The 19,043-nt window shown below is 64.0% G+C and carries 20 protein-coding genes and 1 tRNA gene; 12 read left to right on the top strand and 9 right to left on the bottom strand.

Annotated features, from left to right (window positions below; all coding sequences use genetic code 11):
* Window position 1: 1 nt before the first annotated feature.
* Window positions 2–832 (bottom strand): bifunctional DNA-formamidopyrimidine glycosylase/DNA-(apurinic or apyrimidinic site) lyase, encoded by an 831-nt coding sequence (mutM, locus tag QCE62_RS01580; RefSeq protein WP_309913534.1) that lies wholly within the window; start codon window positions 830–832, stop codon window positions 2–4.
* 84 nt (window positions 833–916) lie between these two features.
* Here mutM and QCE62_RS01575 point away from each other — a divergent pair, with 84 nt between their 5' ends.
* The 8 genes from QCE62_RS01575 to hisC all read left to right on the top strand — a co-directional run bounded on the left by QCE62_RS01575 (window position 917) and on the right by hisC (window position 8,045).
* On the top strand, window positions 917–2,794 hold the full coding sequence (locus QCE62_RS01575; RefSeq protein ID WP_309913532.1) for a tetratricopeptide repeat protein: 1,878 nt from the start codon (window positions 917–919) through the stop codon (window positions 2,792–2,794).
* Complete coding sequence (gene lolB / locus QCE62_RS01570; RefSeq protein ID WP_309913530.1) at window positions 2,794–3,414, top strand: lipoprotein insertase outer membrane protein LolB; 621 nt, start codon at window positions 2,794–2,796, stop codon at window positions 3,412–3,414. The genes QCE62_RS01575 and lolB overlap by 1 nt, the downstream gene beginning before the upstream one ends.
* A gap of 29 nt (window positions 3,415–3,443) precedes the next feature.
* The gene (gene ispE, locus QCE62_RS01565) at window positions 3,444–4,325 is read left to right on the top strand and encodes a 4-(cytidine 5'-diphospho)-2-C-methyl-D-erythritol kinase (protein WP_309913528.1); all 882 of its coding nucleotides are present in this window, start codon (window positions 3,444–3,446) and stop codon (window positions 4,323–4,325) included.
* A gap of 55 nt (window positions 4,326–4,380) precedes the next feature.
* Window positions 4,381–4,457: transfer RNA gene (locus QCE62_RS01560), tRNA-Gln, on the top strand.
* A gap of 50 nt (window positions 4,458–4,507) precedes the next feature.
* The gene (locus tag QCE62_RS01555; RefSeq protein WP_309807122.1) at window positions 4,508–5,461 is read left to right on the top strand and encodes a ribose-phosphate pyrophosphokinase; all 954 of its coding nucleotides are present in this window, start codon (window positions 4,508–4,510) and stop codon (window positions 5,459–5,461) included.
* A 155-nt stretch (window positions 5,462–5,616) separates the two neighbouring features.
* Complete coding sequence (locus QCE62_RS01550) at window positions 5,617–6,237, top strand: 50S ribosomal protein L25/general stress protein Ctc (protein WP_309811349.1); 621 nt, start codon at window positions 5,617–5,619, stop codon at window positions 6,235–6,237.
* Between the two features lie 125 nt (window positions 6,238–6,362).
* Entirely contained in the window at window positions 6,363–6,965 is a 603-nt protein-coding gene (pth, locus tag QCE62_RS01545) for an aminoacyl-tRNA hydrolase (protein WP_309913525.1), read from the top strand.
* 12 nt (window positions 6,966–6,977) lie between these two features.
* On the top strand, window positions 6,978–8,045 hold the full coding sequence (hisC, locus tag QCE62_RS01540; RefSeq protein ID WP_309913523.1) for a histidinol-phosphate transaminase: 1,068 nt from the start codon (window positions 6,978–6,980) through the stop codon (window positions 8,043–8,045).
* A gap of 15 nt (window positions 8,046–8,060) precedes the next feature.
* Here hisC and QCE62_RS01535 read toward each other — a convergent pair whose 3' ends face one another.
* From QCE62_RS01535 to rsmD, 3 genes are all read right to left on the bottom strand, one after another.
* Window positions 8,061–8,318 carry a YfhL family 4Fe-4S dicluster ferredoxin gene (locus tag QCE62_RS01535; protein WP_309807119.1) on the bottom strand — a complete coding sequence of 86 codons (258 nt, stop codon included), beginning with the start codon at window positions 8,316–8,318 and terminating at the stop codon, window positions 8,061–8,063.
* Between the two features lie 77 nt (window positions 8,319–8,395).
* The gene (gene coaD, locus QCE62_RS01530; RefSeq protein WP_309807118.1) at window positions 8,396–8,902 is read right to left on the bottom strand and encodes a pantetheine-phosphate adenylyltransferase; all 507 of its coding nucleotides are present in this window, start codon (window positions 8,900–8,902) and stop codon (window positions 8,396–8,398) included.
* A gap of 100 nt (window positions 8,903–9,002) precedes the next feature.
* Window positions 9,003–9,629, bottom strand: a complete 627-nt coding sequence (gene rsmD / locus QCE62_RS01525; protein ID WP_309913521.1) for a 16S rRNA (guanine(966)-N(2))-methyltransferase RsmD — start codon at window positions 9,627–9,629, stop codon at window positions 9,003–9,005.
* Window positions 9,630–9,888: 259 nt separating this feature from the next.
* Between rsmD and ftsY the strand changes: the two genes are divergently transcribed.
* Window positions 9,889–11,139 carry a signal recognition particle-docking protein FtsY gene (gene ftsY / locus QCE62_RS01520; RefSeq protein WP_309913519.1) on the top strand — a complete coding sequence of 417 codons (1,251 nt, stop codon included), beginning with the start codon at window positions 9,889–9,891 and terminating at the stop codon, window positions 11,137–11,139.
* A 62-nt stretch (window positions 11,140–11,201) separates the two neighbouring features.
* Here ftsY and QCE62_RS01515 read toward each other — a convergent pair whose 3' ends face one another.
* Genes QCE62_RS01515 through QCE62_RS01505 form a run of 3 tightly spaced genes read right to left on the bottom strand, consistent with a single transcriptional unit; the run spans window position 11,202 to window position 13,184 of the window.
* Entirely contained in the window at window positions 11,202–11,834 is a 633-nt protein-coding gene (locus QCE62_RS01515) for a LysE/ArgO family amino acid transporter (RefSeq protein ID WP_309913517.1), read from the bottom strand.
* On the bottom strand, window positions 11,831–12,475 hold the full coding sequence (gene maiA / locus QCE62_RS01510; RefSeq protein WP_309913515.1) for a maleylacetoacetate isomerase: 645 nt from the start codon (window positions 12,473–12,475) through the stop codon (window positions 11,831–11,833). The genes QCE62_RS01515 and maiA overlap by 4 nt, the downstream gene beginning before the upstream one ends.
* Before the next feature lie 10 nt (window positions 12,476–12,485).
* Window positions 12,486–13,184 carry a fumarylacetoacetate hydrolase family protein gene (locus QCE62_RS01505; RefSeq protein WP_309913513.1) on the bottom strand — a complete coding sequence of 233 codons (699 nt, stop codon included), beginning with the start codon at window positions 13,182–13,184 and terminating at the stop codon, window positions 12,486–12,488.
* 350 nt (window positions 13,185–13,534) lie between these two features.
* Here QCE62_RS01505 and ybiB point away from each other — a divergent pair, with 350 nt between their 5' ends.
* Both ybiB and leuA read left to right on the top strand, forming a co-directional pair.
* Window positions 13,535–14,506 carry a DNA-binding protein YbiB gene (gene ybiB, locus QCE62_RS01500; protein ID WP_309913511.1) on the top strand — a complete coding sequence of 324 codons (972 nt, stop codon included), beginning with the start codon at window positions 13,535–13,537 and terminating at the stop codon, window positions 14,504–14,506.
* A 454-nt stretch (window positions 14,507–14,960) separates the two neighbouring features.
* The gene (gene leuA / locus QCE62_RS01495; protein WP_309913508.1) at window positions 14,961–16,625 is read left to right on the top strand and encodes a 2-isopropylmalate synthase; all 1,665 of its coding nucleotides are present in this window, start codon (window positions 14,961–14,963) and stop codon (window positions 16,623–16,625) included.
* Window positions 16,626–16,664: 39 nt separating this feature from the next.
* On the opposite strand, the gene QCE62_RS01490 is transcribed toward leuA, so the two are convergent.
* Together QCE62_RS01490 and QCE62_RS01485 are read right to left on the bottom strand one after the other, a co-directional pair.
* Window positions 16,665–17,048: a nuclear transport factor 2 family protein gene (locus QCE62_RS01490; protein ID WP_309807110.1), complete on the bottom strand. Its 384-nt coding sequence runs from the start codon at window positions 17,046–17,048 to the stop codon at window positions 16,665–16,667.
* A 44-nt stretch (window positions 17,049–17,092) separates the two neighbouring features.
* A complete protein-coding gene (locus tag QCE62_RS01485; RefSeq protein ID WP_309913506.1) occupies window positions 17,093–17,659 on the bottom strand; it encodes an acyloxyacyl hydrolase in 567 nt (188 codons plus the stop codon).
* A 378-nt stretch (window positions 17,660–18,037) separates the two neighbouring features.
* On the opposite strand from QCE62_RS01485, the gene rpoH reads away from it, so the two are divergent.
* Window positions 18,038–18,973: an RNA polymerase sigma factor RpoH gene (gene rpoH / locus QCE62_RS01480; protein WP_309811346.1), complete on the top strand. Its 936-nt coding sequence runs from the start codon at window positions 18,038–18,040 to the stop codon at window positions 18,971–18,973.
* Window positions 18,974–19,043: the final 70 nt, after the last annotated feature.

The following is a 19,043-nucleotide window of genomic DNA, read 5'->3' as shown; positions in this document are numbered from 1 at the left end:
GTCAGCGTTGGCAGCGCGGGCAGAAGTAGGTGGAGCGTTGCCCCTGGACGATCTGTCTGATGGGCGTGCCGCAGACGTGACACGGCAGGCCCGCGCGATCATAGACGAAGTAGTCGAGCTGGAAATAGCCCGATTCGCCATTGCTGCCGACGAAATCGCGCAAGGTGCTGCCACCCTTTTCAATGGCGGCGGCGAGCGTCACGCGCACCGCGTCGGCGAGCAGATCGTAGCGCACGAGCGAGATGCGTCCCGCGGCGGTCGTCGGGCGGATGCCGGCGCGAAACAGGCTTTCCGATGCGTAGATGTTGCCCACGCCCACGACGATCCCGCCCGCCAGCAGCGCCTGCTTCACCGACACCTTGCGTCCGCGCGTCTCCCGGAACAGCAGCGCGCCCGAAAACTCCGGCGAGAACGGCTCGACGCCGAGACTCGCGAGCAGCGGATGATCGAAGACGTCGCCATCGGCGCGGGGATGCCAGAGAATCGCGCCGAAACGGCGCGGATCGCGAAAGCGCAGGATGAAATCGTCGAACACGATATCGACGTGATCATGCTTCGCGGCGTCAGGCGGACGCGGCGTGTGACGCAGGACGCGCAGCGTGCCGGTCATGCCGAGATGAACAATCAGCCAGCCCTCCACGGTCTCGAACAACAGGTACTTGCCGCGCCGCTCGACCCGCTCGATCTTCAGACGATCGAGCGTCTTCGGCAGGTGCGCCGGAATCGGCCAGCGCAAGGCCGGCGTGCGGACATCGACATGCTCGACGCGCCTTCCGGCGACATACGGTTCGATTCCCCGGCGGGTGACTTCGACTTCTGGCAGTTCGGGCATTTGTGTGGAGTGAGACTTGCTGGGGCGTTGTGCCGGTATTTTAGCGACCGCGTTACAATCGACCGAAACATCGTCTGGAATTCCATGAACCCGTTCGTCATGAAGCTGTTTGCGAAGCGTCAGGCCGGCTTGGCGCATTCGTTCGCCATGCCCATGTCGCGCATCGCCGGCGCCGTCGCGCTTGCGATGTCGGCGCTTGCGTTCACGCCCGTACACGCTCAGGAACCCAATGCTTCACCCGTTCCAGGCGCAACCTCCGCTCCAAGCAGCGACGACCAGGCCGACGCGCAGAACGCCGCCGAACTGCTCACCGCGCCGGTCAGCGGCAGTGAAACGCAGGACCTGCCGAACGTATCGATGTCCAGCCAGATCGTCTTCCAGGTTCTGGCCGCTGAAGTCGCCCTGCAGCGCGGTCAGCCCGCGCCCGCATTCCAGACCTATCTCGCGCTGGCTCGCGACACGCACGACCCGCGTTTCGCGCAGCGCGCGACCGAGATCGCCATCGCCGCCCAGAGCCCGAACGACGCGCTCACATCGGCACAACTCTGGCAGCAGTTCGCGCCGCATTCGGAGCGCGCGTCGCAACTGAGCGCGTCGCTGCAGATCGTCGCCGGCAAGCCGGAAGACGCGAAGCCCACGCTCGAGCGCGAACTCGCGAAAGTGGCGCCCGCGCAGCGCGGCGAAGCGCTGTTGTCGTTGCAGGCGCTGCTGGCGCGCGGGCCGAATCGGGTGGGCGGTTTGAATGTCCTGAAGGACCTGACCGCCAACGACCAGGACCGGCCCGAAGCGCAACTCGCGCTTGCACGCCAGCAACTGCTCGCCGACGATCAGCCGGGCGCGAAGGCGTCGCTCGAAAAAGCGCTGCAGCTCAAGCCGGACTATCTGCCGGCCGCGCTGACGCTGGCGCGCATGGGTCCGCAGGAACGTCAGGAAGGAATCGCGTCGTTCGAGAAGTACGTCGACAAGAACCCGAAGTCGCATGATGCACGGCTTGCGCTGGCGCAGCTGTATCTGTCGGCCGACCGGCTCGACGACGCGCAGAAGCAGTTCGAGATCATGCGCAAGAACGACGCGAAGGATCTGACGCCGCTGATGGCGCTCGCGCTGATCAACATCCAGAAGAAGCAGTTCGACAAGGCGCAGGATTACCTGAACCAGTACGCGAAGGCCGCGGAGAACACGCCCGGCGCGGACCCGGGACAGGCGTACATCTACCTGGCGCAGATGGCGCTGGAACAGAAGAACGACGACGTCGCGAGCCAGTGGCTCGACCGCATTCCGCGCACGAGCCAGCAATACCTGCCCGCGCAGATCACGCGCGCGCAGATCCTCGCGAAGCAGGGCAAGGTCGATGAAGCGCGTGCGCTGCTCGGCAACCTCCAGAGCTCCGACCCGCGCGACCTCGCGTTGCTCGCGCGCACGGACTCGGCCATTCTGTTCGAGGCGCATCGCTATCCGGAAGCGGAAGATAACCTCGCGAAGGCTGTCGCGGCCTTTCCCGATGATCCCGATCTCATCTACGACTACGCAATGGCCGCCGAGAAGAACGGCCACTACGACGTGATGGAAACGCAGTTGCGCACGCTGATGCGCACGCAGCCGAACAATCCGCAGGCCTACAACGCGCTCGGTTATTCGCTGGTCGATCGCAACCAGCGGCTCGACGAAGCCGTGAAGCTGATCGAGAAAGCGGTCGCGCTCGCGCCCAACGACGCCTTCATCATGGACAGCCTCGGCTGGGCGCGCTTCCGTCAGGGCAATGCGGCGGAAGCGGAAAAGATCCTGTCGAGCGCGTACAAGATTCAGCCGAACGCGGAGATCGGCGCGCATCTGGGCGAAGTCCAGTGGAAGTCCGGGCAGCAGGACGAGGCGCGCGCCACGTGGCGCCAGGCGCAAAAACTCGAACCGGACAACGACACGCTCGTCAAAACGCTCAAACGACTCCAGGTGAACGATCTTTGATGGCATTCGACTTTCTCGCCGGCGCATCCCTTCGACGCGGTGCGCTCGGCCTCGCAACCGTACTCGCGATGTCCGGTTGCGCGCTCCAGCCGCGGCTTCCCACGACCTCCAACGCCAGCACGTCCCTCTCGACGCAGACGAGCCGTGAGTACCACGGCCGCTTCTCGGTGCAGTACAACGACCAGAACGGCGTGCAGCGCAACGCGTATGGCAACTTCGACTGGCAGGAAACCGGCGACACCGTCACGCTGCAACTGCGCAATCCGCTCGGCCAGACGATGGCGATCGTGACGTCGTCACCGTCGCTCGCCACGCTCGAACTGCCGAACCGGCAGCCCGCCAGCGCCGACAACGTGTCGCAGCTCATGCAGAACACGCTTGGCTTCGCGCTGCCGGTGGAAGGTCTGCGCTACTGGCTGCAGCCGTCGGCCGCGCCCACTTCCCGCGCGCAGACCACGCTGGATCCCGAGGCGAACAACGGCCGTCCGAAGGAGATCAAGCAGGACGGCTGGACGATCGACTATCTGGCCTATGCCGACGCGCCCGCCACCGGCGTCAAGCGCGTGAATCTCTCGCGCAGCGAACCGCCGCTCGACATCAAGCTGGTGCTCGACCAGTAACGTTTCCGCACCTTGTTTGAATACACCGCATGTCCGTAACCCACGATTCGCTCCGTGACTGTCTCGCGCCGGCAAAGCTGAACCTCTTCCTGCACATCACGGGACGCCGTCCGGACGGCTATCACTCGTTGCAGACGGTTTTCCAGCTGCTCGACTGGGGCGACCGCCTGCACTTCACGCGGCGCGATGACGGCGTCATCCACCGCAAGACGGACGTGCCGGGCGTCGCCGAATCCGACGACCTCGTGGTGCGCGCCGCCCGCCTGCTCCAGCAGCACACAGGCGTGCAGCATGGCGTGGACATCGAGATCGACAAGCGACTGCCGATGGGCGCGGGCCTCGGCGGAGGCAGTTCCGACGCGGCCACGACTCTTTTGGCGTTAAATCGTCTCTGGGGTGTTGATCTTTCGCGTGAGATTCTGCAGAATCTCGGCCTGCAACTCGGCGCGGACGTGCCGTTTTTTGTCTTCGGGCAAAATGCTTTCGCAGAAGGAGTGGGCGAAGCGCTGCAAGCAGTAAAACTGCCGCAACGTTTCTTCCTGGTGGTGAATCCTGCTGTCCACGTCCCAACCGCGGCGATTTTCTCCGAAAAAAGCTTGACACGGGATACGAAAGTCGCCACAATGATGGACTTTCTTGCACAGCAAAGGTCAGACACTAACTGGCCAGACAGCTTCGGTCGAAATGACATGCAGGCTGTAGTTGCAGAAAAGTACGCGGAAGTTGCGCAAGTGCTCGAGTGGTTTTCCAGTCTCGCGCCAGCGCGAATGACCGGATCTGGAGCAAGCGTTTTTGCCGCTTTCCCCAGCCGAGCCGAAGCAGAAATGGCGCAAGTCAAACTGCCGGCAAGCTGGAAGAGTGTGGTAACGGCAAGTCTGGATTCTCATCCTCTCTTCGCTTTCGCGTCATAAGGTTTCGTTTTGCCGGGCATGTCCTACACTTCCCGGCGAAACTCAAAGTTAGTGTAGGGGAGTCGCCAAGTTGGTCAAGGCACCGGATTTTGATTCCGGCATGCGAGGGTTCGAGTCCTTCCTCCCCTGCCATTCTTTTTCTCGCGTTTTTCCTCTCGCCCCCAGCCGCAGACAGGTGCACGATGAGCAGTGACGGCCTGATGGTTTTTACTGGCAACGCCAATCCCGCGCTTGCACAGGAAGTCGTCAAAATCCTTGGAATCCCACTTGGCAAAGCGATGGTCAGCCGTTTCTCCGACGGCGAGATCATGGTCGAGATTCAGGAAAACGTTCGGGGCAAGGACGTGTTCGTGCTGCAGTCCACCTGCGCTCCCACGAACGACAATCTGATGGAACTGATGATCATGGTCGATGCGCTCAAGCGCGCATCCGCCGGCCGGATCACCGCAGCCATCCCCTACTTCGGCTATGCACGCCAGGACCGCCGTCCGCGTTCGGCGCGCGTGGCCATCTCGGCGAAGGTCGTCGCGAACATGCTGGAAATTGCCGGCGTCGATCGCGTGATCACCATGGACCTTCACGCCGACCAGATTCAAGGTTTCTTCGACATCCCCGTCGACAACATCTACGCCACGCCCGTACTGCTCGGCGACCTGCGCAAGCAGAATCATGACCATCTGCTGGTCGTGTCGCCGGACGTCGGCGGTGTGGTGCGCGCGCGTGCGCTCGCGAAGCAGTTGAACACGGATCTGGCGATCATCGACAAACGTCGTCCGAAAGCGAATGTCGCCGAAGTGATGAACATCATCGGTGAAGTCGAAGGCCGTACCTGCGTCATCATGGACGACATGGTCGACACCGCCGGCACGCTGTGCAAGGCCGCGCAAGTGCTGAAGCAGCGCGGCGCCAAGCAGGTGTTCGCCTACGCCACCCACCCGGTCCTGTCGGGCGGCGCGGCGGCGCGCATCACGGCGTCGGAACTGGATGAACTCGTCGTGACGGATACCATTCCGCTCTCGGCCGAATCCCTGGCGTGCGCGAAGATCCGCCCGCTGTCGAGCGCAGGCCTGCTCGCGGAGACGTTCTCCCGCATCCGGCGCGGCGACTCGGTGATCTCGCTGTTCGCCGAAGGTTAAGCAGAATTGGCGAAAAGACGCGAAACCCTCAGGCTTCGCGTCTTTTTGCATGATCGATGCGAACGTACGAAGGTTCGCATCGCTTGTTGTGGGATCACACCTTTTCGATGATCCCGGTTTCCCTGCCTGGTCGCGGGCAGATAGAGGAGTCAAACATGAAAGTCGTCGCTTTCGAGCGTAGCAAGCAAGGTACGGGTGCGAGCCGCCGCCTGCGCAACTCGGGCAAGACCCCGGGTATCGTGTACGGTGGTGCTGCGGACGTTCAACTGGTCGAACTCGATCACAACGCCCTGTGGCATGCCCTGAAGAAAGAAGTGTTCCATTCGTCGATCCTGGAACTGGAAGTGGCCGGCAAGTCGCAACAGGTTCTCCTGCGCGACGTGCAATACCACCCGTTCAAGCAGTACGTGCTGCACGTGGACTTCCAACGCGTTGACGCGAACAAGAAGTTGCACACCAAGGTGCCGCTGCACTTCATGAACCAGGAAACCAACCCGGCCGTGAAGCTGTCGGGCGCGGTGATCAGCCACGTCGTGACGGAACTGGAAGTGGAATGCCTGCCGGCAGACCTGCCTGAGTTCCTGGAAATCGACCTGGCCAAGATCGAAGCCGGCCAGACGATGCACGCCAAGGACATCGCGCTGCCGAAGGGCGTGAGCCTGACGATCGCCGTCGACGCAGAAAACCCGGTGGTGGCTTCAGCGACCATTCCGGCTGCCGTCGTGTCGGAAGAGTCTGGCGAAGCAGCTCAAGGCGAAACGCCGGCTGCCGAATAAGCGTCTTTATCGCTATCCTCTCGATCCGTCCGCAAGGGCGGTCGACGTGACCCGCCGGTGCGCAAGCCCGGCGGGTTTTTTTTGGCTTCTGACCGAGCGGGCCTTCGGGCTTGCGCCGATTCGACATGATCAAGCTGATCGTCGGCCTGGGCAATCCAGGCGCCGAATACACCGCGACGCGGCATAACGCGGGCTTCTGGTTCGTCGACCAACTGGCACGCGACGCCGGCGCCACGCTGCGCGACGAACGCCGCTTCCACGGTTTCTACGGCAAGGGACGCCTGCACGGCCACGAAGTGCATCTGCTGGAACCGCAGACCTTCATGAACCGCTCGGGGCAATCGGTGGTCGCGCTCGCGCAGTTCTTCAAGATCCTGCCCGATGACATCCTCGTCGCGCACGACGAACTCGACCTGCCGCCCGGCACCGTCAAGATGAAGCTCGGCGGCGGCAGCGGCGGCCACAACGGCCTCAAGGACATCTCCGCGCATCTGTCGTCGCAGCAGTACTGGCGCTTGCGGATCGGCATCGGGCATCCGCGCGATCTGATTCCCGAAGGCGCGCGCGCGGGCGCGAAGCCCGATGTCGCGAACTTCGTGCTGAAGCCGCCGCGACGCGAAGAGCAGGACGTGATCGATCAGTCGATCGAGCGCGCGCTCGCCGTGATGCCTTTCGTCGTCGCCGGGGAAACCGAGCGCGCGATGATGAACCTGCACCGTAACCCCTGACTGGAGCCGACCGTGAGCCGTTTCTGGAGCGACATCGTTCATCGACTGACGCCGTATGTGCCGGGCGAACAGCCCGCGCTGGCGCATCCCGTCAAGCTGAATACCAACGAGAATCCCTATCCGCCGTCGCCGCGCGTGCTTGAGGCGATTCGCCGCGAACTCGGCGAGGACGGCGCGTCGTTGCGCAAGTATCCCGATCCGGCCGCGCGCGCGCTGCGTGAAACCGTCGCGCGGCATCATGGTCTGCGCGTCGAGCAGGTGTTCGTCGGCAACGGTTCGGACGAAGTGCTGGCGCATGCGTTCCAGGCGCTGTTGAAGCATGAGCGGCCGATCGCCTTCCCCGATATCACCTACAGCTTCTATCCGGTGTATGCGCAGCTGTACGGCGTCGAGTACCGGACGGTTCCGCTGAACGCGGACTTCGCCATCGACGTGGACGATTACCGTGCGCCGAGCGGCGGCGTGCTGCTGCCGAATCCGAACGCCCCGACCGGCCGCGCCTTGCCGCTGTCCGAGATCGAGGTGCTGCTGAAGGCGAATCCGGACGCACCGGTGATCGTCGATGAAGCGTATGTGGATTTCGGCGCGGAATCGGCCGTGAGCCTGATCGACGCCTATCCGAACCTGCTGGTCGTGCAGACGACGTCGAAGGCGCGCTCGCTGGCCGGCATGCGCGTGGGCTTTGCATTCGGCGATGCGGCGTTGATCGAAGCGCTGACGCGCGTGAAGGACAGTTTCAACTCGTATCCGCTCGACCGGCTTGCACAAGTCGCCGCGCAGGCCTCCTACGAGGATCCGTCGTGGTTCGAACAATGTTGCGCGAAGGTCGTGGCGAGCCGTGAAACGCTCGTGGCTCAGCTACAGGAACTGGGTTTCGGCGTGCTGCCGTCGGCTGCGAATTTCGTGTTCGCGAAGCATCCCGCGCACGACGCCGCAACGCTCGCCGCCGCGCTCAAGACTCGCGAGATCTTCGTGCGTCACTTCAGGCTGCCGCGCATCGACCAGCATCTGCGGATCTCGATCGGCACGCCGGCTGAATGCGCTGCGCTCGTCGCGGCCTTGAACGAAGTGATGGGCTGAACGTGGAGGAAGGGCTTATTCGCCCTTCGCCGCCATCAACGCGCGGTATTTGACGAGCAACTGTTCCGGCGTTTCCACATGCGCCGGATCGCGCGGAATGCATTCGACGGGACAGACCTGCTGGCACTGCGGCTCGTCATAGTGGCCGACGCACTCCGTGCATTTGTTCGGGTCGATCACGTAGATCTCGGGACCCATCGAAATGGCGTCGTTCGGGCACTCGGGCTCGCAAACGTCGCAGTTGATGCACTCGTCGGTGATGATCAAAGACATGCTTCACTCTCTTGCGCCGGTTCTCGCACCGGCATGAAACCCGCGCGCCCGGTCATCCGGGTGGCGGGTCCGGCGCTTCAGGGCGCCGCGGAATCCTTTTGAGACAGGATAACCACTTTGTCGGTCAGCCGCTTTTCCACCGACGGGAACACGAACTTGCTGACATCGCCGCCCAGCTGCGCAATCTCGCGCACGATCGTCCCCGAGATGAACTGGTACTGATCCGACGGCGTCATGAACATCGTCTCAACATCGGGCAGCAGGTAGCGGTTCATGCCGGCCATCTGGAATTCGTATTCGAAGTCCGACACGGCGCGCAGGCCGCGCACGATGACGCGCGCGTTGTTCTTGCGCACGAAGTCCTTCAGCAATCCGGTGAAGCTGCTCACCTGCACGTTGGGATAGTGACCGAGCACGTCGTGCGCGATATCCAGCCTTTCCTGCAGCGAGAAAAACGGCTTCTTCGCCCGGCTGTCCGCCACGCCCACGACGAGCTGATCAAAGATGCTGGATGCGCGCCGGACGATGTCCTCATGCCCGCGAGTCAGCGGGTCGAACGTTCCCGGATACACGGCGACAACCATGGGCTTCTCCTCTTCCAATTGACCTTGGGCCGCGTCTTTGCGACGACCTGTTCTGCTTCACGTCCCGCATCACCGGCTGCGCCAGTCTGGGGAACGCGCATTATTCCTCATTTTGGCGGCGCAGCAAATGATAGCGGACCGCACCCGCCTTGCCGTCACGCACCACCGACCAGCCGGCCAGCGCTTCGATCTGCGACACATCCAGCAAATCGCCGCACTCGACGTAAAGCGCGCCATCGGCATTGACGAGCGGCGCCGCCACTTCGAGCGCGCGCAAGAGCAGCGCATGATCGCCGAATGGCGGATCCAGGAAGACGACGTCGAAGCTGCCGGGCGCGAGGCTCGCGGCCAGGCGCAGCGCATCGGCTTCGGCAATCTCGATGTTGCGTGCGCCGAGTTTCGCCTGGTTCGCGCGCATTTGGGCAGCGGCCTTGGCGTTGCGCTCGACCATCAGCACGCGCGCGGCGCCGCGCGACGCCGCTTCGAAGCCGAGCGCGCCGCTGCCGGCAAACAGATCGAGACAGTGCTGTCCGCTCATGTCCTGGCCGAGCCAGTTGAAGAGCGTCTCGCGCACGCGATCGGGCGTGGGACGCAGGCCGTCGAGATCGAGCACCGGCAGCGGCGTGCGCTTCCAGTCGCCGCCGATGATGCGGATGGTGTGAGGTTTGCCACCGCGCGAGGGCGTATGGCTGGGCAGAACGGAGCGGGTAGCTGGGGAGCGAGGCATGAGGCAACGGGATTCGATTCCGGGCGCGCAGTTTTCGTCTGGATTGCGATTGTTCGCGATTGGTTTTCGTGCGCATCGAGCGCCCACGTTACCACAGCGGCCCGCAGTGCCGCGAACCGTGCGCTTGCGCCCCGGAAAGGGCTCCGCGCGCCTGATAAAATACGCGGCTTCCATTCCTTCGCGCGGGCTTGCCGGCGAGGCGCCCGGCGGGCGCACCTGACAGGCCGACGGATGACGCGCGCATCATCGCCACACACCCATGTTCAGCTTCTTCAAGAAATTCAAAAAGCCGGCTGACGAGCCGCTCGACACGCCCGAGGACTTGTCGCCCGAGGCGTCCGGCGAGGAAGAAGTGTCCGACGCCGAGCTCGAACGGCAAGCGCTCGCGGCGGAAGAAGCGGCACAGGACGAGCCTGCTGCGGCACCAGCGCCTGTTACTGCGCCCGCGCCTGCGCCTGCACCTACGCCCGCACCTGCACCTGTCCCGTCAGCGCACGCCGAAGACGCAAAACCCTACTGGCAAGGCCGCACGCAGTCGCAATGGTCGCGCGGCCCGGAAACGGATCAGGCGAGCGAGGAAATCGTCCCGCCGCCCGATGCCGACCCCGCCGCGAAGAAGTCCTGGCTCTCGCGCCTGCGTCACGGCCTGTCGAAGACGAGCTCCAACCTGACGGGCATCTTCGTCAGCGCGAAGATCGACGAGGATCTGTACGAAGAACTCGAGACCGCGCTGCTGATGTCAGATGCCGGCATCGACGCCACCGAATTCCTGCTCGAATCCCTGCGCGAGAAAGTGCGCTCGGAACGTCTGACCGAGGCGTCGCAGGTCAAGGCTGCCCTGCGCGAATTGCTGATCGATCTGCTGCGTCCGCTCGAAAAATCGCTGATGCTCGGCCGCGCACAGCCGCTGGTGATGATGATCGCGGGCGTGAACGGCGTCGGCAAGACGACGAGTATCGGCAAGCTGGCGAAGCATCTGCAGCGCTTCAACCAGTCCGTGCTGCTGGCCGCCGGCGACACCTTCCGCGCCGCCGCGCGCGAGCAGCTGATGGTCTGGGGCGAACGCAACAACGTGACCGTGATCGCGCAGGAAAGCGGCGATGCCGCCGCGGTGATCTTCGACGCGGTCGGTGCGGCGCGCGCCCGCAAGATCGACGTCATGATGGCCGATACCGCCGGACGCCTGCCCACGCAATTGCACTTGATGGAAGAGCTGCGCAAGGTGCGCCGCGTGATCGCGAAGGCCATGCCCGATGCGCCGCACGAAGTGCTGCTCGTGATCGATGCCAACACCGGCCAGAACGCGCTCGCGCAAGTGAAGGCGTTCGACGACGCGCTCGGCCTCACCGGCCTGATCGTCACGAAACTGGATGGCACGGCGAAGGGCGGCATCATCGCGGCCATCGCGCGGCAGCGGCCCATTCCGGTTTATTTCATCGGCGTGGGCGAGAAGGTCGAGGATCTGCAGCCGTTCAGCGCGGAGGAATTCGCGGACGCATTGCTGGGTTGAATGCGGGGTCTGCGGAAAGAACAAGGGCGTTCGATGCGAACGCCCTTTTTTCATCGGGCGATTCATCGTGCGAGAAGCAGCGACGCCGCGATCCACCACATTACACAGCCCACGATCACGTCCAGCACGCGCCAAGAGACGTCCTTCTCGAACCATGGCTCCAGCAAGCGCGCGCCATAGCCGAGCGCGGTGAACCAGACAATCGACGAACACATGGCACCCGCCGCGAACCATGCATTGCCGGGCCAGCCGCGCTGCGCGCCGATGCCGCCCAGCAGCACGACGGTGTCGAGATAAACGTGTGGATTGAGCAGCGACAGCGCGAGCACCGTCGACGCCGCGCCGAGCGCCGTCTGCGTTTCGCCGTCCGCGGCATGCAGATGTCCGGGCCCGCGCCAGGCCGCGAGGAACGCGCGCACGCCGTACAGGAACACGAAGATCGCGCCCGCCCAGCGGATCACGTCGAGCAGCACGGGCGCCTGCGAAATGAGCGCGCCCATGCCGCCGACGCCCAGCGCGATCAGCAGCACATCGATCGCCGCGCAGATCGTCACGACGACGCCGACATGCCTGCGCTTCAGCCCTTGCCGCAGCACGAAGGCATTCTGAGCGCCGATCGCCATGATGAGGCTCGCGCCGAGTCCCGCGCCCGACAGGAATCCCGGCAACGCCCCGGCCGAAACCGCCGCCGTCATTCGGCGTCTGGCTGCTGCGCCGGCGCGGCCCGGGCGAAGGCATCCAGCGTGCCCGCGTGATCCGCGATGCGCTCGATGGTCGGATAACGGCTCACGTCGATCCCGAAACGCCGCGCATTGAACACCTGCGGCACGAGGCAGAGATCGGCAACGGTGGGCGTGTCGCCGAAGGTCAGCGCGCCGACGCGCCGGTCCGCAGCGAGGCGCTGTTCCAACGATGCGAAGCCGGTTTCCACCCAGTGCCTGTACCACGCATCCTTCGATTCCTCGGGCACCTTGACCTGGTGTTTCAGGTACTTGAGCACGCGCAGATTGTCGAGCGGATGGATTTCGCACGCGACCTGCAGCGCCACTGAACGCACGAACGCGCGATCGGCGGGATGCTTCGGCAGCAGCGGCGGCTCCGGATGCGTCTCCTCCAGATATTCGATGATCGCGAGCGATTGCGTGAGCGTGTCGTCGCCATCGACCAGCGCCGGCACGATGCCGTCCGGATTCACCGCGCGATAGTCGGCCTTGAGCTGTTCGCCGCCGTCGCGCAGCAGATGGATGGCGGCGTACTCGTAGTCGAGCCCCTTGAGGTTCAGCGCGATGCGCACGCGATACGCCGCCGAACTGCGGAAATAGCTGTAGAGCTTCATGGCCGCGGGCTCAGACCACACGCACCGAGAATTCACCGATGCCGTCCACGCCGCCCTTCATCAAGTCGCCCTTCACGACCGCGCCGACGCCCTCGGGCGTGCCGGTGAAGATGAGATCGCCGGGGAACAGTTCGAACAGGGTCGACAGGTAGGCCACCGTCTCGCCCACCGACCAGATCAGTTGAGAGATATCCGAGCGCTGCTTTTCCTCGCCGTTGACGGTCAGCCAGATCGCGCTCTTTTCGAGGTGCCCGACCTTCGACACCGGGTGAATGGGGCCGATCGGCGCGGAGTGGTCGAAGCCCTTCGCGGTGTCCCACGGACGGCCGAGCTTCTTGGCTTCGGCCTGCAGGTCGCGGCGCGTCATGTCGAGGCCGAGCGCGTAGCCGTAGACGTAATCGAGCCCGCGTTCGGCGGGAATGTCCTTGCCCTGCTTGCCGATCGCCGCGACCAGTTCCATCTCGAAATGCAGGTTCCTGGTCTGTGACGGATAGGGCAACTCGCCGGTAGCGCCGGGCGCGACATTCAGCACGGCGTCGGCCGGCTTGCTGAAGAAGAACGGCGGCTCGCGATCCGGGTCGTGACCCATTTCACGCGCATGGGCCTCGTAGTTGCGTCCGACGCAGTAGATGCGGCGCACGGGAAACTGCTCGTTCGAACCGTCGACGGGCACGGCCGCGGCCGACGCCGGAGGAAACACATAAGTCATCCCGCTCTCCTGGTGCTGATTCTGGATTGGCAAAGCTTGAACGCGCGGTTCGGCCGCACGCTGCGTGAGAAGAAGGAGTTTAACGTGCCCGCGCAACTCGTGGCGAGGCCGGTGCGCCTTGTGCGGCGCGGCTTTCAGAGCTTTCGGCGCGCTGGCGCGACGCGTGCCGGATCAGGATGGCGGCAAGCCGTCAGACGAATGGCACGTCTGACAGAAGGCTGGCGCAACTTGCGTACGCCCGCCAAATGCGGTACTGAATGTTATTCCTGCACCCTGAAAATGCGCGGCGGCATCGCTCACAAAGACGCATCCGAACACCCACGTGAGCGCCCGGCCCGCGCCCCTCTCCGATGACCGACTCTGCTCTTCCCGTCTTCCCCTGCGCACGCTATATCAAGGAAATCGGCCGTGGACCGAACGGCGCGCGCGCCCTCTCGCACGACGACACCTACGCACTCTACGAAGCCATGCTCGACGAGCGCGTGCCCGAGCTCGAACTCGGCGCCGTGCTGCTCGCGTATCGCGTGAAAGGCGAAACGTCCGCCGAACTGAATGCCATGCTGGCGGCCGCGCATCGGTCGTTCGAGCCCTTGCACGTCCAGGATGGCCGCGAACACGCGCGGCCGGTTTCCATCCCGAGCTACAACGGCGCGCGCAAGACCCCGAATCTCGTGCCGCTGCTGTCGCACTTGCTGGCGCGCGAGGGCGTGCCCGTACTGGTGCACGGCGTCAGCGACGATCCTGGCCGCATCACCAGCGCCGAAATCTTTGCTGAACTGGGCATCGCGCATGCCGCTTCGCACGACGAAATCGAAGACAGTCTCGCCTCGCGCCGCCTGGCGTTCGCGCCCATTAACGTGCTCGCGCCGAAGCTCGCGCGGCTGCTGGCGCTGCGGCGCCGGATGGGCGTGCGCAATTCGACCCATACGCTCGTCAAGATTCTCCAGCCGTTCGCGGAACCGGGGCTGAGACTCGTCAACTACACGCATCCGGAATATCGCGACAGCCTTACCGGCCTGTTCACCGCGCATCCGGAAGCCGCGGCGGGCGGTGCGCTGCTGGCGCGCGGCACGGAAGGCGAGGCGGTCGCGGACACGCGCCGTCAGGTCCAGGTGGACTGGTTCCACGACGGCCGCGTCGAAACGCTGCTCTCCCCGGAGCATTCGCAGGCGCACGCGCCGCATGTGGATCTGCCCGAAGCGCTGGACGCGGCGACCACCGCGCGCTGGACCGAATGCGTGCTGCGCGGCGATATTCCGGTGCCGCCGGCGGTCGCTCGGCAGGTGGAAGTGATCAGCGACGTGGTGCGCCGGACCGCCTGAGCGGCCAGGCTTCATCGGGATCGCCATTTGACACGGTATTCAACGGTGGTTTAAAGTCGAGCGCATGAGCTTCACCCCGAACACCTCCCTCCGAATTATTTCGGGCCGCCTAGCGCGGCCCCTATCGCTACGTCTAGCGTAAGTCGCCAGACGTAGCGCCGTGCGTCGCAAGGCGCCCGGTCCTCCGCCCGTTTTTCGCCGTTCCCGCAGTTCCTTTCTCACCACCTGTAGTCGTCAGTGTTTCGTTCGCGCATCCCGCGAAACGGAAACGCGAGGGTCACATGCACGCTGCTTCGCGCACGTTCACGTTGGTCGCAGGCGTCACCATCGCTGGTGATCCACGCGAACGCGCGCGCCGCCCGGTTTCTCGTGCATCCCGCCGTGCCCGGCCAGCCGCCGGTGCCGGCCGCTCTCGCAGGCGCTACGCAAACCGTCCGAAAAGAGGTCGACGATCATGATGCCGAGCCCCGCCGAGAAATACCGCCCGTTCCCGCAAGTCCGCCTCAATGGCCGCCGCTGGCCCAATCGCACGATCGAACGCGCGCCCATCTGGATGAGCACCGACCTGCGCGACGGCAACCAGTCGCTGATCGAGCCGATGAGCATCGCCGCCAAGCTCGAATTCTTCGAGATGCTGGTGAAGATCGGGTTCAAGGAAATCGAAGTGGGGTTCCCTTCGGCATCGCAGACGGATTTCGATTTCGTCCGCAAGCTGATCGACGAAAAACGCATTCCGGACGACGTCACCATCGAAGTGCTCGTGCAGTCGCGGCGTGAACTCATCGAACGGACGTTCGAGGCGGTCGAAGGCGCGAGCAAGGTGATCGTGCATCTCTATAACGCGATCGCGCCGTCGTTCCGCAAGATCGTGTTCAACCAGTCGAAGGACGAGGTGAAGGCGCTGGCGGTCGAAGGCACGCGCATGATCAAGGAATGCGCGGCCACCCGGCCGGGCACGCACTGGACCTATCAGTACTCGCCCGAAACCTTCAGCATGACCGAGCTGCCGTACGCGCGCGAGGTGTGCGACGCCGTCGCGCAGATGTGGCGGCCGACGCCCGATCACAAGATGATCGTGAACCTGCCTGCCACGGTCGAAGCCGCCTCGCCCAACGTCTTCGCCGACCAGATCGAATGGATGGACCGCAACATGGGCTTCCGCGACAGCATCGTGTTGTCGGTGCATCCGCACAACGATCGCGGCACGGCGGTCGCCGCCGCGGAACTTGCGGTGCTGGCGGGTGCGGACCGCGTCGAAGGCTGCCTGTTCGGCAACGGCGAGCGAACCGGCAACGTCGATCTCGTGACGCTCGCGCTCAATCTCTACACGCAAGGAATCGATCCGGGCCTCGATTTCTCGGACATCGACGCCGTACGCCGGCTGGTCGAACGCTGCAACCAGATTCCGGTGCATCCGCGTCATCCGTATGCCGGCGACCTCGTGTTCACCGCGTTTTCGGGTTCGCATCAGGACGCCATCCGCAAGGGCTTCGCGCAGCGCGAGCCGGGCACCGTCTGGGAAATTCCCTATCTGCCGATCGATCCCGCCGATCTCGGCCGCAGCTACGACGCCGTGATTCGCGTCAACAGCCAGTCCGGCAAGGGCGGCGCGACCTATCTGCTGGAACGCGGCCTCGGTTTCACGCCGCCGCGCCGCGTGCAGATCGAATTCAGCCACGCCGTGCAGCAGGTCACCGATGCCTCGGGCGCGGAAATCGGCGGCGAGGCGATCTGCGAACTCTTCAAGCGCGAGTATTTCGACGCGGGCGGGCCGGTGTCGCGCGTGGACGCAGCGACGTTGTCGGTGTTCGGCAAGCGCGTCACGGTGCCGGGCGCGGCGAGCGCCTCGAATGCGGCGAGCGGCGATGCGTGGGCGCGGACGGTCGCGTCGGTGCTGGGCATCGAGGCCAGCGTCAACTGGCTTGAAACGGCCGTGACGGCGGGCGGCGATACGGCGGCGTTCGTCGGCTGCCGGGTCGGCGACGGGCAGACGCGTTTCGGCGTCGCGGTGCATGCGAATCCGGCGCTGGCGGTCGCCGATGCGGTCGTGAGCGCGGTGAACCGCTCGAAGCGCGTCGGACAGGTGGAACGGCAGGACGAGACGGTGGAGACGGCGTAACGCCGGGTGGAGGGGGCGGCGCGCGCAGCTATTCGAGTGCTATTCAAGTGCAACGCGCGTTGCCTGCAGCGCCAGCAGCTGCCACTGCCCTTCGCTCTGGACGTGGACCGCGGTGTAGGCGATGGGAAACAGCAGCGCGCCGTTCTTCGATTCCATTTCGATCAGCGCCCGCCCCGACACCAGGCAGGTGTCGCGGCCTGCTGCGAAGACGTCCTGCGACTGGATCTCGATCTGCCGATACCGCCGCCGGCCCGCGGTGATCGCGTCGATGAACTGGCGCTTGGTTTCGCGCTTGCCGTTGGTGTGGACATAGCAGACGTTCTCGGCCAGCAGCGCGTCGAGCGCCGGGCCGTCGCCTTCGACCATGGCCCGGAAGCGGTCGCGCTCGAGGCCGCGGATGGCCTCAATGGTTTTCGCCGGCATCTGTCGGTCCTCTTGAGTCGAGGAACCGCTGCGCCGGCGCCTCGTCAGAAGTTGTATTGCAGATAGAGCTGGCTGAAATTTATACCAGGATTCGGCTCTTTGATACTGGCGTTCGAGAGATGCTGGAAGCGGAAGCCCGCCTGATAGTTCTGCTTCTCGCCGAAGATCATGCCGACGCCGACCATGTCGGCGAACTGGAACGCGGTGGACACCGTGAAGTCCTGCGTGATCCGCGTGTGCGACAGCAGCCGCACGCCCACGCCCGCCTCGATGAACGGCCGGAAATAGCCCGAGCTCTTCACGAAACGCAGCACCGGCGTCAGACCGAATTCCCAGATGTTCGGGTGCACGGCATTGTCTTCAGTGGTATGCCAGTACGACACGTGGCCCTCCCCGACGACCGTAAAATGGAAGCCGCCGATTTCCCACCAGGTGAGGCCGGGATCCCAGACCAGGCCGAGATCGGCTTTTTTGATGTCGCGATCCGCGACGCCGCCGGCAAACTGCACGCCGAACCGGTCAGCATGCGCGGCAGCCGAGGCCAGGCCGAATGCGGCGCAGACTGCCAGACGGGACAGCGGACTCAGCCAGGAACTCTTTTTTTTATGCATGGGCACCCCATATGCTCCGATGACAGGCGGGTTCACGAGACGACAGTCGTCTGGCGGATTCTAGAGACCTTTTAAAACAATTGCAGGATTTGCTGCTGCCTTACACTTTTCGTTGAATTATCTTTCGTCTGCCAGGTTCAAACTGGAAATACATTCGACACTGCCGCCCATATCGGTAAGTCTGACCTTGTACGCCGCAACAGTCTGTCCTATTAAACCCGCAACTCTGATAGCATTTGTGGGAACTCCCGCATATCCCTCCCCTCTAACACTTAGCACTCGTTGAACCGGAGTGCTAATATCGTGCTTGACTTGCCGCGGCCGGAATCAACAGAAGGCCAAGGCAAACAGCAATTGTTGATTAAGGAGCTTATGAGCGTGTCCAATGCGATGACCCTTCCGAATGTACTGAGCTCGGCACCTGCCAAGGCATCTTCGGCAGGCGCGCTGACGTACGCACAGTCGTCGATGTTGACCGGCCAGATCGGCAACATCGATTCCTACATACAAGCAGTGAACCGTATTCCGATGCTGTCGCAAGCAGAGGAACGTCAGTACGCCACCGAATTCCGCGAACAGGGCAACCTGAACGCCGCGCGCCAGCTGGTGCTTTCGCACTTGCGGCTGGTCGTGTCGATCGCCCGCAACTATCTTGGCTACGGCCTGCCGCACGCGGACCTGATCCAGGAAGGCAACATCGGTCTGATGAAAGCCGTGAAGCGTTTCGACCCGGAGCAAAACGTGCGCCTGGTGTCGTACGCCATGCACTGGATCAAGGCCGAGATCCACGAATACATCCTGCGCAACTGGCGCATGGTCAAGGTCGCAACCACGAAGGCGCAGCGCAAGCTGTTCTTCAATCTTCGCAGCCACAAGACCAGCCATGCGGCATTCACGCCGGACGAGATCGAAGGCCTCGCGAGCGAACTGAACGTGAAGCGCGAGGAAGTTGCGGAGATGGAAACGCGTCTGTCGGGCGGCGACATTGCGCTCGAAGGCCAGGTGGAAGACGGCGAGGAAGCGTTCGCGCCCATCGCCTATCTGGCTGACTCGCACAACGAGCCGACCAACGTGATCGCCGCGCGCCAGTTCGACAAGCTGCAAAGCGACGGCCTGGCCGACGCGCTGGAGTCGCTCGACGAGCGCAGCCGCCGCATCATCGAGGCGCGCTGGCTCGACGTGCAGGACGACGGCTCGGGCGGCAAGACGCTGCACGAACTGGCCGATGAATTCGGCGTCTCGGCGGAGCGCATTCGCCAGATCGAGGCCAGCGCCATGAAGAAGATGCGTTCCGCGCTGCACGACTACGCGTAACGCCTGACTATGCCTTAAGCAGAAACTGCAAGGCCGGCCGTCGCAAGACGGCCGGCCTTTTCTTTTTTCT

The sequence above is a fragment of the Caballeronia sp. LZ033 genome, from assembly GCF_031451265.1.
In the GTDB taxonomy this organism is placed as follows: domain Bacteria; phylum Pseudomonadota; class Gammaproteobacteria; order Burkholderiales; family Burkholderiaceae; genus Caballeronia.
This window is presented reverse-complemented; position numbering and strand designations above follow the sequence as displayed.